The sequence below is a fragment of the Micromonospora sp. NPDC050980 genome, from assembly GCF_040653835.1.
Classification (GTDB): Bacteria; Actinomycetota; Actinomycetes; order Mycobacteriales; family Micromonosporaceae; genus Micromonospora.
This window is the reverse complement of record NZ_JBFAGS010000018.1, coordinates 16,584-30,060: the sequence shown is the minus strand read 5'-3', so window position 1 is coordinate 30,060 and position 13,477 is coordinate 16,584. Positions and strand designations below refer to the sequence as shown.

The following is a 13,477-nucleotide window of genomic DNA, read 5'->3' as shown; positions in this document are numbered from 1 at the left end:
GCGGGCCACCCACCGTCTCTTTCGGACACTCCGCGGCCACTGTCCGCCACCTGCGCACACCCGCCACCGCCGACGCGAACCCCGCCCCGGCCACCGACACCCCGCCCACGCTCACAGCCCGTAACCGAAACGACGAATCGCGCCGGACCCGAAGGTCACGACGCGATCCCGTGCACGAGACGCCGATCGATCAGCCGGCCCGACGCCGCGCCCGCCGCGCCGCCAACTCGTCCCCCACCGACTCCACCTCCGGCTCCGCCGCCGGGGCGTCCTGCTCCGACCCACCCACCGGCTCCGCCGGCAAGGTCGACAACGAACCCTGGATCTCCTTGAACGCACCACCGATCGCGATGCCGAAAACCCCCTGGCCGCCCTGCAACAGGTCGACCACCTCCTCCGGCGACCGGCACTCGTACACCGTCGTCCCGTCGGAGATCAACGTGATGCCCGCCAGATCATCCACCCCACGCGACCGCAACGCCTCGATCGCCTTACGGATGTTCTGCAACGACACCCCGGCGTCCAACAACCGCTTCACGACCTTCAACACCACCAGGTCGCGAAACGAATACAACCGGGACGTACCCGACCCGGACGCGTCGCGCACACTCGGCACCACCAGCGACGTCCGCGCCCAGTAGTCCAACTGCCGGTAACTGATGCCCACCGCCGAACACGCCGTCACCCCGCGGTAGCCCACCTCACCGTCGGCGCCAGGATCTCGCGGCTCATGCATCCGGACCAACCTCCCCGCCCGTGCGGCGCCACGTCCACGTCCCCGTACGCGCACCCCTCGAACGGCAACCCTAACGCCGACACGCCGACAACACCGGCAGGAGACACCCGACACGCCGCCCCACCCACAGCACACACGGCGGTCAGCCGCCACCACCGTGACCACCGCCGCCGCGCACCCCGACCTCACCGGCCGGCCACCGCTCAACCCGCGAAGTCCTCCGGACGCACCTGATCCAGGAACTCCCGGAACTTCTCCACCTCGTCCTCCTGCTCGTCGGGGATCACGATCCCCGCCTCGCTGAGCACCTGCTCCGCACAACGAATCGGCGCACCCACCCGCAACGCCAACGCGATCGAGTCACTCGGCCGCGCCGACACCCGCACCCCGTCACCCAGCAGCAGATCCGCGTAGAAGACGTTCTCCTTCAACTCGGTGATCTCCACCGCCCGCAACGGCGCCTGCACCGCCGCCAACACATCCCGCAGAAGATCATGCGTCAACGGCCGAGCCGGCTTGACCCCCTGCTGCTCGTAAGCGATGGCCGTCGCCTCGACCGCGCCGATCCAGATCGGCAGATAGCGGTCCCCCTCGACCTCCCGCAGCAGGACGATCGGCTGGTTGCTGGGCAACTCCACCCGAACTCCGACCACGCTCAGCTCGCGCACCGCCGCCTCCGTGTCGTCGTCACCTTCGCACCGCGCCCTTCCCTGCACGGTACACGGACCCAGGACACGGAAGTCCCACGCGCTACGTGCACCACGCCTCGACAGACGGGCTTACCCCGGCAAGCCTACGACACGCCCAAGACCGACGAACGTCGCGCGCCCACCCACGACGAAGGGCCGGGCGCCCACGGCACCCGGCCCCACGCCACCACCCTCACCGACCCAACGTCGACCGCAGCCCCACCCGCACCAACGCCGCGTGCAACTGCTGCGACAACGCCATCAGCTCCCGCGCCGTCTCCGCAGCCCGCGCCCGCGCCGCCGGATCACTCTGCCGCGCCAACGGCGCCACCAACTGCGCGAACAGACCGACCTCCCGATCCGCCGCCGACCGGTACGCCCGCAGATGCCGCGGCTGGAACCCGTACGCCGCCAACCCCGCCACCGCACTCGCGATGATCAACGCATCCGCGTCGTACCACCCCGGCGGATCCGACACCAGCACACCGAGGCGCTCCAACTCGACGAACGTCGACTCGTCGACCCCGCTGCGCGACAGCAACTCCGACCGGCCCAACCGCACCTCGGACGACTCGACCGGCTCCGCCGAACCCCGACCCGGCACCTCACCATCCGGACCGACCGCCACCAGATTCGGCCGCGACCGCCCCGACGGCGCACCCGACGAATCCCACTGCGCCAACTGCTCCCGGATCACCCGCAACGGCAGATACCGATCCCGCTGCGCGGTCAGCACGAACCGCAGCCGCGCCACATCGTCGAAGCCGTACTTCCGGTAACCCGCCGGCGTCCGCTGCGGCTCCACCAGGCCCTCGGCCTCCAGGAACCGCAACTTCGAGATCGTCACGTCCGGAAACTCCGCCCGCAACTGCGCCAACACCTCGCCGATACTCATCAGCCCAGGCGCACGCGCCGCATCGGACGGCGTCGAAGCCGCAGGCTCGTTCACCCCCGGCCGGCCTCCTCCTCCGGGCGCGGACCGGCGATGAACACCACCCGGAACTTGCCGATCTGCACCTCGTCACCGTTGCTCAACGTCGCCGCCTCGACCCGCTCCCGGTTCACGTACGTGCCGTTCAGGCTGCCCACGTCCCGCACCGTGAACGTGCCACCGTCACGGTGGAACTCCGCGTGCCGCCGCGACACCGTCACGTCGTCGAGGAAGATGTCACTGTCCGGATGCCGCCCACTCGTCGTCACATCGTGGTCCAACAGGAACCGGGCACCCGCGTTCGGGCCCCGGCGAACCACCAGCAACGCCATTCCCGGCGGCAACGAACCGGACATGCGGCTCGGCACCACGTCGGTGTCCGGCCCCTCCAGCACTTCGTCGAGCGAACCGAGATTGAGCGTCGAAGTGACGTCGAGCGGGGGGAACTCGTCGTCTGGGCGCGTCATGGGACCACCTCACGGATCTGTTCGGTCGGCGTCGGGGAATGGCGGGTCTGGCCGCCGGGCAAACCCACGCCCGGCGGCTGGCTCCCCGTGCCCGGGAAGGCGCATTCCGCAACGCTCAAACTATTGGTTCTCGGTCGACTGGGCGAGCCTAGCCAGCGCCGAAATGCAGGGCAACCGGACGCGCGGAACCACAACCGCCGCCCGGAACGACACAAACTCAGCTCTCGGTGAGTTCGCGGTACGCACCAGCGGTCAGCAGACCCTCGACCGCCGCCGGATCATCCGGAGTGATCTCCACCAACCAACCCGCGCCGTACGGGTCCGTGTTGATCACCTCCGGCGTGTCGGACAACGCCTCGTTGCGCGCCGACACCGTGCCACTCAACGGCGCGTAGATCTCCGACACGCTCTTCGTCGACTCGATCTCCCCCAGCGACTCGCCCGCCGCCACCACCGCACCGGAGTCCGGCAGTTGCACGAACACGATGTCACCCAGGGCGTCCTGCGCGAAGTGCGTGATACCGACGCGGACGACACCACCGTCACCACCGACCACCCACTCGTGCTCGGCGGTATACCGCAGATCCTCAGGAATCACCAACTGCGTCCTTCGTCATCGGTGCACCGGGAGAAACCGGCGCGGGCCGCGACCGGTCAGGAAACCGGCCGGGCGTGGTCCAGCCTGATCGGCGCGTGCAGCTGCGAAACCTCCACAACCTCACGATCCTCGGTGGTCACGTTACCGCCGTTGTCCCGCACCGTTGAGACCACCCCGCCCGGAATGTTCAAGGCCGTACGCATCGTCGCCGGATCACCGATCACCAGGATCGTGTACGGACCCACCAACCGACGCCCGTCCACGACCAGAGCACCATCGGACCCGTCCACGAAATACGTCGACGCGATGACCCGCACCGCGGTGCCGTCCGCGCCCTGGATCTGCATCGCCTCCGCGCCCGCGCCCCGCAACTCCTGCACCGCGTCCAGGATCCGCGTCGACGACATCGCCTTCTCCGGACCCGAGAACCGCACCTGCAGCCCCGGCCCCACCGCCGGCAGCGTCCCCGCCAGGATCCCCAGCTCGTCCGCCCGGCGCGTCGCCTCGTCCAACGCCGCCTGCCGACCCTGCGCGCCCGAACGCAACTGACGCTGGCTCTCCTCCAACGCCTCGATCTCCTGCCGCAGCCGCCGCTCCCGCGAATCCAGATCCGACGAGATCCGCACCAGATCCTCCTCCCGCGTCGCCGCGAGCGTCGGATCCGTCGACGTCGTCTTGAACTGCACCACGAGCGTGAAGCCCAACAACGCCAGCAGCACCGCGATCATCGCACCCGCCGACGTCAGCCGCCGCAACACCGGCCGGGGCGCAGGCTCAGGCCCCGCCGCCGACTCCGGCGCCGGTTCGCCCTGCCGCTCCGCGGGCTCGACGGGCTCCGCAGGCTCGACCGGCTCCGCAGGCTCGACCGGGGCCAACGGGCTCAACTCGTCCGGATCCGGCGCGTCCGGACGCGGATCCGGCTCACCCGCCGGCCGCCCCGGCCCCGCCGGCTGCGGCCAACCCGTCCCCGTCTCGCTGTGCTCCTCGCTCATCGCCACCAACCTACGCCCGGAACAGGTGCCGGCGGATCGCCGCCACATTCCCGAAGATGCGCACCCCGAGCACGACCACCACACCGGTCGACAACTGGCCACCCACGCCCAACTGGTCACCCAGATAGACGATCAGGCCCGCCACCAGCACGTTCGAGATGAACGACACCACGAACTGCTTGTCGTCGAAGATCCGGTCCAGCTTCGCCCGCACCCCGCCGAACACCGCGTCCAAGGCGGCCACCACCGCGATCGGCAGATACGGCTGCAACGCACCCGGCACCGTGGGATCCAGATACACCCCCAGCACCACACCGGCGAGCAACGCCAGCACCGCGATCATCGAACACCTCCGGAGGGACTGGAAGAAACACCCGAGCCGGACGGCCCAGGGCTGCGCGAACCGCCGACACCCGAGCCCGACGGCCGCGGGCTCGGGCTCGGGCTCACGGAAGGCTCGGCGTAGCGTAGCCGCGGCTCAGGAGCGGCCGGGAGGGTGAGGTCGTCGACCTCCTTCACCCCGAACGACAACCCCGTCGTCCGGGCCACCTCCCGCATCAGCGCCGCCGCCCGGCCGTCGTCGAACGTGTCCCGCATCGACCCCGGCCCGATCGCCCGCACCTCGTAGGGGCTCGTCACCGGCCGGTAGTCCACCAGGATCGCCTCACCGGCCTGCCGGATCGTCGACGTCGCCGTCAACCGCTGCCCGTTGATCGACACCGCCTCCGCGCCCGCCGCCCACAGACCGTTCGCCACCTTCTGCAGGTCGGAATACAACACCTTGGACAGGTACGCCTCCTCGCCCGTCACCGCGTCCTTGTCCTGCGGCGCGTCGGCCAACCGCACCACCACGCCGTCCCCCCGCACCCGGCCCAGCCCCGTGCCCGCCTCCAGGTTGCGCAGCCGCGACGCCTGCGAGCCGCTCAACGCCGCGTCCCGCTGCCGGCCGACCTCCTCGCGCAACTGCTCCGCCCGCACGGTCAACCGGTCGGTCTCCGCCTCCCGCTGCTTGATCCCGGCGATCAGACCGGCCCGCGCCGTCGCCCGGCTCGGCTCCTCGGCCATCGTCTCCCGGTAGGCCACCGCGAACAGGAACCCGATCACCGCCAGCACCACCAGGCTCACCGGCCGGCCCAGCACCTGCCGCACCCGCGACACCGGGCCCACCGCCCGCCGCGCCGCCGCGTCGGCGTAACCCGGATCCAACGGATTGCGGAACAGCTCGGTCAGGAAGTCCGGCGCGTACACCCGCGCCGACGGGTCGCGCTCCCCGCCCCCGGGCGGCGGCGCCGTCACGCCGCCGCTCCCGCGCGCCGCGTGCGCATCTCCCGCACCAGTCGGCGGGCCTGCACCACGTACATTGCGCCGGCGACCCAGTAGAGCACCAGGCCCCACCAGGCCAGCCCCCACCCGATCGCGCCGGCTGCGGTGGCCAGGCCCGGCACGGAGTCGGCCAGCAGCAGGATCGGGAACGCCGCCAGCAGCAGGAACGTCGCGGTCTTGCCCACGTAGTGCACCGGCGGCGGGCCGTAGCCGTAGCGGCGCAGCACCCCCAGCGAACCGAGCAGCAGCAGCTCACGGGCCAGCAGTGCGGCGGTGAACTGCCAGGGCACCACCTCGCGTGCGGTGAACGCGAGCAGGGTCGCCAGGATGTAGAGCCGGTCGGCGAACGGGTCGAGCAGCTCACCCAGCCGGCTCACCTGCCGCATCCGACGGGCGACCCAGCCGTCCACCCAGTCGCTGGTGCCGCCCACGGCCAGCACCGCGACCGCGACCGCATCGGCCCGGACCACGAGGAAGAGCCAGAGGAAGAGCGGCACCCCCAGCAGCCGGACGAAGCTGATCAGGTTGGGCAGGGTCAGGACGCGATCTGCGGCGATCGGCGCGCCGTCCGTCGGAGCCGGATCACGCGACACCCCAACCCCCCCCCCCCCTTCGCAGCACGGTCCGGCAGCCGCTCGTGCGGCTGCCGGAGGAACGTGCGCGTTGCCGGCCGGTCTCGTGCCGGCGCCTCCCCGATGCGGCCCATCTCGGAATGATCATGGGCCGGCCAGTTGCGCTGCCACTATATCGGGCTCCTCCGCCGGTATCGGCGGCTGCGCTGCGTCGTTGCTCAGTGTCGTGATGGTGGCGGCCGTCACAACCGCTAAAGCATCCTAGGATAATGGTGGGACCGGCGGCGCGGGACCGGCCGGCCGGGAAAGCGTCAGGCGGTGCGGGCGGTCGAGTCGGAGCCGGCCTGCGGCACCGCCGTGGTGGTGGTGGCCGCCTGCCCGAACGCGAGCAACGCCAGCAGCAACTCGTGCTGCACCCTGTTGGGCATCCGGTCGAGCACCGCCTGCACCGCCCGGTGCCGCCGCTCCTGCAGGTCGCGCAGCAGCGACTCCCCCGCGTTCGTGGGCAGCAGGCGCACCTCGCGGCGGTCGCGCGGGTCGGCCACCCGGCGCACCAGGCCCACCGCCTCCAGCCGGTCACAGAGTCGGCTGGCCGACGAGGGCACCACGTCCAGCAGCTCGGCCAGCCGGTTCACGTTGGTGTCGGGATGCGACATGATCAGCGACAGCACCCGCAACTGGGTGGGCGAGACACTGACGGCGTCCCGCGAGGTGGCGGAGTCGAGCACACCGATGAGCGCCTCGGCAGCCGCCTCGACGGCCGCGGCAAGATTCGGAGGTCGCTCCACCCGCTGTCCCCTGCGATCGTCCCGCTCGTGTTCGCTCCGCCGCTCCGGTCACTGCCCACTGGCGCCCTCCGGCCGACCGGAACCGCGCCAGTCCAGGCAGACGACGACCGCGTCGTCGCGGAGATCCGCGTCGGCGTGGTACGCGTGCAGTTCGCGCATCACCGTACCAACTGCCTCGGTCGCCGGCTGCAGCCGAGTGGACCGCATCGCCCGGGCCATCGCCCGATTCCCGTACGGCTCCTGCTCGTCGGGCTCCGCCGCGTACACGCCGTCGCTGACCACGAACAGCCGGTCCCCCGGCTCCAGACCGAACTCCTGCACCGCGTAACGGGTCTCGGCGAACATGCCCAGCGGCAACTGCTGCTCCAGCGTGACCCGGGTGACCTGCCCCCCGCGCAGCCGCAACACGTGCGGAGACCCGGCGTCCACCGCCCGCACCACGCCCCGCCGGTCGTCCAGCTCCAGCAGCAGCGTGGCCACGTGCCGCTCCCCCCGGTGCTGATAGAAGATCGTGTCCGAGGCCAGCTCCGCCTGCTCGACCAGGCTGCCGCCGGAGCGGCGAGCGTTACGCATGGCGTTGACGGTCACCGCGGTGAGCAACGACGCGGACAGCCCGGTGCCGGCGCCGTTGAGCACCGTGACGGTGAGCCGGTCGCCGTCGACGGACCAGTCGAAGTGGTCCCCGCCGACGGTGTAGGCCGGTTCGAGCTGCCCGGCCAACAGCACGTCGCCGTGCCGGACGCTGCGCCCGGGCAGCAGGTCCCACTGCATCTCCGCGGCCATGCTGAGCCGCTCCCGGCGGCGCGCCCGCTGGTAGCGGTCGGTCTCCCGGTCGGCCGCGCGGATCGCCACCGCCAGGTCGCCGGCGGCGTCCCGCGCGGCCGAGACGGTGTCCCCGTCCGGGGTGCGCGGCAGCTCGACCATCAGCACGCCGAGGCGCTCCCCCCACACCGACAGCGGCAGGTAGGCCCGACAGCGCCCGTCGTCCGCGGTGTCCAGCACCGGCTGCTGACTGCTGAAACAGCGCTGGGCCCCGCCGTGCGAGCGCAGCGGGCCGCCGTCGGGGCGCTGCGGGTCCAGCACCGGCCAGAGGCCGCTGGACCGGTAGTCGGCGACGAACACCTCCGCCCGCACGGCGCCGAACGTCTGGCGGAGCACCGCGTCCGCGGTCTCCGCCAGTTGGTCGGGTGGCGCGGTGCGCAGGGCACGCGCCACCGGTCCGGACGCCTCCGGCATGGGCTCATCCTCCGATGACGACTATTGCTACAGGGCAAACATCATACGGAGGACCACCGACACCGGACGGGGGTGGCCGTCCGCCGACCGCCGAACCGGTGGTCGGCCATGCGGGCGGTGCGCGTCCACTCACCGTCAGCGTATCGAGCGGTCGACTCGGGCGGTATCAGCCCGGCACGGCCGGGCCGGCCGCGATACTGACGCCGGGGGCCGGCCGGCGACGGGAGGTACGGGGGTGAACTCGGCGAACGGCGCGGCCGTGGTGGTGGGGGTGGACGGTTCGGAGCCGGCGACCCGGGCGGTGCGCCTGGCCGCCCGCGAGGCCGACCGGCGCAACCGCCCGCTGCGGGTGGTGCACGCCTTCATCTGGCCGCTGCTGCGCGTGCCGGTGTCCGCGCCCGCCCAGGCGCCACCCGGGGCCGGTTTGCGCAACCAGGCGGAGCAACTGGTCGCAGACGCGGTCGCCGCCGCCCGCGCGGAACGCCCCGGGCTGCGGATCACCGGCGAGATCATCGACGGGGAGGCGTCCGCCGTGCTGCTCGGCGAATCCCCCACCGCCGCGCTTGTGGTGCTCGGCGACCGGGGCCTCGGCGGCTTCGCCGCGCTCGTGGTCGGCTCCGTCGCGGTGCAGGTCGCCTCGTACGCCGACTGCCCGGTGCTGGTCGCGCGCGGCGCGGCCCGCGACGCCGGCCCGGTCGTGGTCGGGGTGGACGGCTCGGCGCCGTCCCGCGGGGCGGTCGAGTTCGCCGCCGGCACCGCGTCGTCACGCGGCGCCCGCCTGCACGCCGTGCACGCCTACACCCACCCGGCCTCGGCGGGACCCGGCGACATGCAACCCCTGGTCCACGAGGAGGACCGGCTGCGCGACGAGGAGGACCTGGTGCTGGCCGAGTCGCTGGCCGGGCTCGGGGAACGCTGGCCGGACGTGCCGGTGACCCGCGAGGTGGTGCACGCCCGGCCGGTCGCGGCGCTCACCGCGGCGTCGCGCGACGCCCAACTGGTCGTGGTCGGCCGGCGGGGCCGCGGCGAGCTGACCGGGCTGCTGCTCGGCTCGGTGAGCCAGGCGCTGCTGCACCGCGCCGACTGCCCGGTGGCGGTGGTGCGCGCCGCCGACTGAACGGTTGCCCGCGCCCCGGGCGGGTAGACGGTGCCGACAGCCGAAACGACCGGAGGAGGCAACGATGCCAGGACCACGGCCCGGCAGCAACGCCTACGACAAGCAGCGGGCGCGCCTGCGTGATCGCGTCGAGCAGTCCGGGCGGGCCGCCGACCAGGAGGCGAACCAGGTGGCCAACCGGATCCTGCAGGGCGACCGGGGCCAGCGCGGCGTCGCGCGCGGCGACCGGACCTACGGGCCCAAGGGCGAGCGCGAACCGGGCGACCCGAAGTGAGGGCGGCAGCCATGGTCGACGGCGCCATCGCGGGCGCCGTCGGCAGCGCCGCGCTCAACGTGGTCACCTATCTCGACATGACGGCGCGGGCCCGCGCCGCCAGCACCACCCCGGAGGCGACCGCCGGACGCCTGGCTGACGTGGCGCACGTCGACCTCGGGCCGGAGAAGGAGGCGGCGAACCGCCGCACCGGCCTCGGGTCGATGCTCGGATACGTCACCGGCATCGCCGCCGGGGCCGCGTTCGGCCTGCTCGCCGCCCGTCGGCGGATACCGCTGCCGGTGGGCGTGACGCTGCTCGGCGGCGGGGCGATGGCCGCCTCCGACGGCTCGATGACGCTGCTCGGTGTGACCGACCCGCGCACCTGGCGCCGGACCGACTGGCTCTCCGACCTGGTGCCGCACCTGGCGTACGGGTTGACGGCCGCAGCCACCTGGCGGAGGCTGCGGCCGTCGTCGTGACCCGCCGCTCAGCGGTCGCTGGTGTCGTCGGCCACCGGCTCGCCGGCCGGGCCGTACGGCGACGTCTGGCCCTTCGGCACCGGCCGGCCCGCGTCGGCGTTCGACGTGCCACCGCCGCGCGAGCGCCCACCGCCGCCGATGGCGGACTTCCGGCTGTCCTGGCTGGTCGCGCCGAGGTCGTTCCGGCGCAGTTCCTCCTGCTGCGGCTTGACCACGGGTCTCTCCTTCCCGGTGGGAGCGCGCGGCCGTCGACCGCGCGCCCGCTCGGGTTACCCGCCCCCGCCCCGCGCATTCCGCCGCCACGGCGGCGTCTGGTCCGGCCCCCGATGGGTAACCGGACCGAATGCCGGACGATCGGAACGTGGCGCGGGCCCTGCTGGACCGGCAGTCCCGCACGTACGCGGAGGAGGCCGGGATCACGCTCGCGGACCGGCCCGGACCGCTCTACCAACTGCTGGTGCTCACCACGTTGCTGAGCACCCGGATCCGGGCCGGCGTGGCGGTGGCCGCGGCGCGGGAGCTGTTCACCGCCGGCTGGCGCACCCCGCAGGCGATGGAGGCGGCGAGCTGGCAGGACCGGGTGGACGCCCTGGGCCGGGGACACTACCGGCGCTACGACGAGCGGACCGCCACCATGCTCGGCACCGGCGCCCGGCTGTGCCTGGACCGCTGGCACGGCGACCTGCGCCGGCTGCACCGGGAGGCCGGCGCGGACCGCGCGGTGCTGCGCCGTCGGCTCACCGAGTTCCCCGGGATCGGTCCGACCGGCGCGGACATCTTCCTGCGTGAGGCGCAGGCGGTCTGGCCCGACGTGCGCCCGTTCGCCGACCGGCGGACCCTGGCCGGGGCCCGGCGCCTCGGCCTGCCGACGAACCCGCGCAGCCTGGTCGGGCTGGTCGGGGAGGCCGACTTCGGGCGGCTGGCGTCGGCGCTGGTGCGGGTGGCGCTCGGCGAGGAGTCGGCCGGCGAGGTGAGCCGCACCGCCGCGGCGGCCGGGTGACCCGGCCCGGCTACTTGGCCGGGCCGGGTCGGGTCAGGTGCCAGGCCAGCAGCGAGGCGAGCAGGGCCAGCAGCACCACACCGCCGGAGACGCCGCCGCCCTCCCCGCCGCTGGCCCGATGCCCGGTGGCGCCGAAGTAGATCACGGCCAGCCCGGCGAGCACGGTGACGAACGTGCGCAGTCCTCGGTCCTTCACGCCCCGCACGGTACGACCGGCGGCGGCCCCGGCAGGCTGGTTCGCCTCGACCGTCCCCCGAACGGGTCAGTCGGTCTCCAGGTCGTCGAGCGAGACGGCGTGGGTCATCAGCCAGCGGGCCAGCGCGGCCATCCCGAACAGCCACAGCGGCGCCGACTCGGTGGTGCCGTTCGTGGCGAAGATGGCGAACCGCAGGTCCGGCGCCCGGTACGCCTCGATCCGCCACCTGTGGTTCTTGTCCCGCCAGACCGCGGAAGGGTCCATCTCGTCACCGTAGGTGAACCGGTCGCGTCACCGTCGCCGGTTGGCTCACCCACTTGGCACCCGGGTCAGCCGGGCGAACGGACCACCTCGCGGGCGTCGTCGGGCAGACGCCGGGTGACGCCGCGCCGGTCCAGCAGCTCCAGCAGCGGCACCGCCACCCGGCGGGTGGTGCCCAGCGCCTGCCGGGCGGCGCTGAGCGTGAACGGCTGCGGCAACCCGGCGAGGACCCGCACCGCGTCGTCCGGCGCGCCGGGCAGCAGCACCACGTTCTCCGCCAGCTTGAGCAGCGCGCCGGCCCGCACCGCGGCGCCGATCTCCTTCGGGCCCAGGCCGAGACCGGCGAGGTGGTGCGTCTCGGGGGCCTGGAACGGTCGGTCGCCGTACTCGGCGCGCACCCGCGCCACGGCCCGGGCCACCGGTTCCGGCAGCGTCCCGCCCGACGCGGTGGTGACCAGGCCGTCGCGCAGCCGCAGCGGCGGACGCAGCAGCGCGGTCACCAGCGCCCGGTCGGGCAGATCGAGTCGGTGACGCAGCACGTCGACCGGCACGCCGGCGGCGAGCGGATGCGCGGCGGCGTGCCGCGCGACCTCCTCGGCGAGCCGGCGGCCCAGGTCCCGCCAGTGCTCCGGGTCGGCCAGCCAGTCCCCGGCCACCGGGGTCGCGGCCGGCGGCACACCCATCCGGGTGAGCTGCCCGGCCCGCACCAGCCGCCGACGGCGCAGCTCACCGGCCAGGTCGGGTCGCCCGTCCAGCCCGGCCAGCACGTCCGCCCGGGCCGCCGCCGCGCCCCGGCGGCGCAACGGCGGCGGGTCCACGTCCAGCACGGTCACCCCACCGGCCACGTGGTGCCGGCCGGGGTCGCGCAGCAGCGCCCGGTCGCCGATGACCAGCGGCAGCGGGCGGGCCAGGCGCAGCCGCACGGTGTCCGGGCCGAGTGGCCGGGCCCGGGCCGGCACCGCCGCCGAGCCGACGTGCAGCATGAGCGTCGCCGGCAGGTCGGCGGCCGGATCCCCGGTCAGGCGCACGTCGAGCAGGTCGGTGCGGCCGAACCGGCCGGGGCGCAGCAGCGCGTCGCCGCGCCCGACCCGGTCCCGGGGCAGGCCGCGCAGGTTCACCGCCACCCGGGCGACCGCCGCCACCTCGGCGCGGGCCGCGCCCAGCGAGTGCAGGCCACGCACGCGCACCGGCTCGCCGGTGGCCGCCAGCTCCAGTTCGTCGCCGACGCGCAGTCGGCCGCCGCCGAGGGTGCCGGTGACCACCGTCCCGCTGCCGCGCACGGTGAACGCCCGGTCCACCCAGAGCCGCACCGGGGCGTCCGCCGCCGGGTCGGGCAGCCGGGCGACCAGGCGGTCCAGGGCGGCCCGCAACTCGGGCAGGCCGGCGCCGGTGACCGCGGACACCGCGACCGACTCGACCTCGCCGAGCGACGTCGCGGCGATCTCCCGGCGGGCCCGGGCCGCGGCCGGCGCCGGGTCGGCCAGGTCGGCGCGGGTCACCGCGAGCAGCCCGTACGACACCCCGAGCGCGTCCAGCGCGGCCAGGTGCTCGGCGGACTGCGGCATCCAGCCCTCGTCGGCGCCGACGACGACCAGCGCGGCCGGGACCGGGCCGACCCCGGCCAGCATGTTCGGCACGAACCGTTCGTGTCCGGGCACGTCGACGAATGCCAGGGTGCCGCCGGAAGGCAGCGTGGTCCAGGCGAAGCCCAGGTCGATGGTCATCCCCCGGCGGCGTTCCTCCGCCCACCGGTCCGGCTCCATCCCGGTCAGCGCCCGGACCAGCGTGGACTTGCCGTGGTCGACGTGCCCGGCGGTGGCCACGACCCACATCCGC

Annotated in this window: 19 protein-coding genes; 4 read left to right on the top strand and 15 right to left on the bottom strand. The window is 73.8% G+C overall.

Annotation, left to right across the window (positions count from 1 at the left end; genetic code table 11):
• Positions 1–190: 190 nt before the first annotated feature.
• The 11 genes from AB0H28_RS23390 to AB0H28_RS23340 form a co-directional block, all read right to left on the bottom strand.
• Positions 191–736, bottom strand: a complete 546-nt coding sequence (locus AB0H28_RS23390) for a MerR family transcriptional regulator (protein WP_358043874.1) — start codon at positions 734–736, stop codon at positions 191–193.
• A gap of 203 nt (positions 737–939) precedes the next feature.
• Positions 940–1,404 (bottom strand): bifunctional nuclease family protein, encoded by a 465-nt coding sequence (locus tag AB0H28_RS23385; protein ID WP_091056860.1) that lies wholly within the window; start codon positions 1,402–1,404, stop codon positions 940–942.
• A gap of 214 nt (positions 1,405–1,618) precedes the next feature.
• Complete coding sequence (locus AB0H28_RS23380) at positions 1,619–2,320, bottom strand: MerR family transcriptional regulator (RefSeq protein WP_358043871.1); 702 nt, start codon at positions 2,318–2,320, stop codon at positions 1,619–1,621.
• A gap of 50 nt (positions 2,321–2,370) precedes the next feature.
• On the bottom strand, positions 2,371–2,823 hold the full coding sequence (locus tag AB0H28_RS23375; RefSeq protein WP_007071101.1) for an FHA domain-containing protein: 453 nt from the start codon (positions 2,821–2,823) through the stop codon (positions 2,371–2,373).
• 217 nt (positions 2,824–3,040) lie between these two features.
• Positions 3,041–3,421 (bottom strand): glycine cleavage system protein GcvH, encoded by a 381-nt coding sequence (gcvH, locus tag AB0H28_RS23370; RefSeq protein WP_358043868.1) that lies wholly within the window; start codon positions 3,419–3,421, stop codon positions 3,041–3,043.
• Positions 3,422–3,477: 56 nt separating this feature from the next.
• Positions 3,478–4,413, bottom strand: coding sequence for a DUF881 domain-containing protein (locus AB0H28_RS23365; protein WP_358043865.1), 936 nt, complete (start codon positions 4,411–4,413; stop codon positions 3,478–3,480).
• 10 nt (positions 4,414–4,423) lie between these two features.
• On the bottom strand, positions 4,424–4,756 hold the full coding sequence (locus tag AB0H28_RS23360) for a small basic family protein (protein ID WP_358043862.1): 333 nt from the start codon (positions 4,754–4,756) through the stop codon (positions 4,424–4,426).
• Positions 4,753–5,709, bottom strand: a complete 957-nt coding sequence (locus AB0H28_RS23355) for a DUF881 domain-containing protein (RefSeq protein ID WP_358043859.1) — start codon at positions 5,707–5,709, stop codon at positions 4,753–4,755. Before AB0H28_RS23355 ends, AB0H28_RS23360 begins: the two co-directional genes overlap by 4 nt.
• Entirely contained in the window at positions 5,706–6,329 is a 624-nt protein-coding gene (locus AB0H28_RS23350) for a CDP-alcohol phosphatidyltransferase family protein (protein WP_358043856.1), read from the bottom strand. Before AB0H28_RS23350 ends, AB0H28_RS23355 begins: the two co-directional genes overlap by 4 nt.
• A 290-nt stretch (positions 6,330–6,619) precedes the next feature.
• A complete protein-coding gene (locus AB0H28_RS23345; protein ID WP_358043853.1) occupies positions 6,620–7,096 on the bottom strand; it encodes a MarR family transcriptional regulator in 477 nt (158 codons plus the stop codon).
• A 48-nt stretch (positions 7,097–7,144) separates the two neighbouring features.
• Positions 7,145–8,332: a PP2C family protein-serine/threonine phosphatase gene (locus tag AB0H28_RS23340; protein WP_358043850.1), complete on the bottom strand. Its 1,188-nt coding sequence runs from the start codon at positions 8,330–8,332 to the stop codon at positions 7,145–7,147.
• A 235-nt stretch (positions 8,333–8,567) separates the two neighbouring features.
• Here AB0H28_RS23340 and AB0H28_RS23335 point away from each other — a divergent pair, with 235 nt between their 5' ends.
• The 3 genes from AB0H28_RS23335 (at position 8,568) to AB0H28_RS23325 (ending at position 10,184) form a co-directional block, all read left to right on the top strand.
• Positions 8,568–9,449, top strand: a complete 882-nt coding sequence (locus AB0H28_RS23335) for a universal stress protein (protein WP_358043847.1) — start codon at positions 8,568–8,570, stop codon at positions 9,447–9,449.
• A gap of 64 nt (positions 9,450–9,513) precedes the next feature.
• Positions 9,514–9,723, top strand: a complete 210-nt coding sequence (locus AB0H28_RS23330; RefSeq protein ID WP_358043845.1) for a phosphatidylethanolamine-binding protein — start codon at positions 9,514–9,516, stop codon at positions 9,721–9,723.
• Complete coding sequence (locus tag AB0H28_RS23325; protein ID WP_358043842.1) at positions 9,720–10,184, top strand: hypothetical protein; 465 nt, start codon at positions 9,720–9,722, stop codon at positions 10,182–10,184. The genes AB0H28_RS23330 and AB0H28_RS23325 overlap by 4 nt, the downstream gene beginning before the upstream one ends.
• Before the next feature lie 8 nt (positions 10,185–10,192).
• Here AB0H28_RS23325 and AB0H28_RS23320 read toward each other — a convergent pair whose 3' ends face one another.
• Complete coding sequence (locus AB0H28_RS23320; RefSeq protein ID WP_358043839.1) at positions 10,193–10,399, bottom strand: hypothetical protein; 207 nt, start codon at positions 10,397–10,399, stop codon at positions 10,193–10,195.
• 128 nt (positions 10,400–10,527) lie between these two features.
• On the opposite strand from AB0H28_RS23320, the gene AB0H28_RS23315 reads away from it, so the two are divergent.
• Positions 10,528–11,184 (top strand): hypothetical protein, encoded by a 657-nt coding sequence (locus tag AB0H28_RS23315; protein WP_358043836.1) that lies wholly within the window; start codon positions 10,528–10,530, stop codon positions 11,182–11,184.
• 10 nt (positions 11,185–11,194) lie between these two features.
• On the opposite strand, the gene AB0H28_RS23310 is transcribed toward AB0H28_RS23315, so the two are convergent.
• The 3 genes from AB0H28_RS23310 to selB form a co-directional block, all read right to left on the bottom strand.
• Complete coding sequence (locus AB0H28_RS23310) at positions 11,195–11,380, bottom strand: hypothetical protein (RefSeq protein WP_358044132.1); 186 nt, start codon at positions 11,378–11,380, stop codon at positions 11,195–11,197.
• A gap of 66 nt (positions 11,381–11,446) precedes the next feature.
• A complete protein-coding gene (locus AB0H28_RS23305; RefSeq protein ID WP_107157830.1) occupies positions 11,447–11,644 on the bottom strand; it encodes a hypothetical protein in 198 nt (65 codons plus the stop codon).
• 65 nt (positions 11,645–11,709) lie between these two features.
• A complete protein-coding gene (selB, locus tag AB0H28_RS23300; protein WP_358043833.1) occupies positions 11,710–13,473 on the bottom strand; it encodes a selenocysteine-specific translation elongation factor in 1,764 nt (587 codons plus the stop codon).
• Positions 13,474–13,477 lie beyond the last annotated feature (4 nt).

Coding starts and splice junctions, on each gene's coding strand:
- AB0H28_RS23390 (WP_358043874.1), bottom strand. CDS start 736: ATGCATGAGCCGCGAGATCCTGGCGCCGACGGTGAGGTGGGCTACCGC.
- AB0H28_RS23380 (WP_358043871.1), bottom strand. CDS start 2,320: ATGAGTATCGGCGAGGTGTTGGCGCAGTTGCGGGCGGAGTTTCCGGAC.
- AB0H28_RS23375 (WP_007071101.1), bottom strand. CDS start 2,823: ATGACGCGCCCAGACGACGAGTTCCCCCCGCTCGACGTCACTTCGACG.
- AB0H28_RS23365 (WP_358043865.1), bottom strand. CDS start 4,413: ATGAGCGAGGAGCACAGCGAGACGGGGACGGGTTGGCCGCAGCCGGCG.
- AB0H28_RS23360 (WP_358043862.1), bottom strand. CDS start 4,756: ATGATCGCGGTGCTGGCGTTGCTCGCCGGTGTGGTGCTGGGGGTGTAT.
- AB0H28_RS23340 (WP_358043850.1), bottom strand. CDS start 8,332: ATGCCGGAGGCGTCCGGACCGGTGGCGCGTGCCCTGCGCACCGCGCCA.
- AB0H28_RS23330 (WP_358043845.1), top strand. CDS start 9,514: ATGCCAGGACCACGGCCCGGCAGCAACGCCTACGACAAGCAGCGGGCG.
- AB0H28_RS23315 (WP_358043836.1), top strand. CDS start 10,528: ATGCCGGACGATCGGAACGTGGCGCGGGCCCTGCTGGACCGGCAGTCC.
- AB0H28_RS23305 (WP_107157830.1), bottom strand. CDS start 11,644: ATGGACCCTTCCGCGGTCTGGCGGGACAAGAACCACAGGTGGCGGATC.
- selB (WP_358043833.1), bottom strand. CDS start 13,473: ATGTGGGTCGTGGCCACCGCCGGGCACGTCGACCACGGCAAGTCCACG.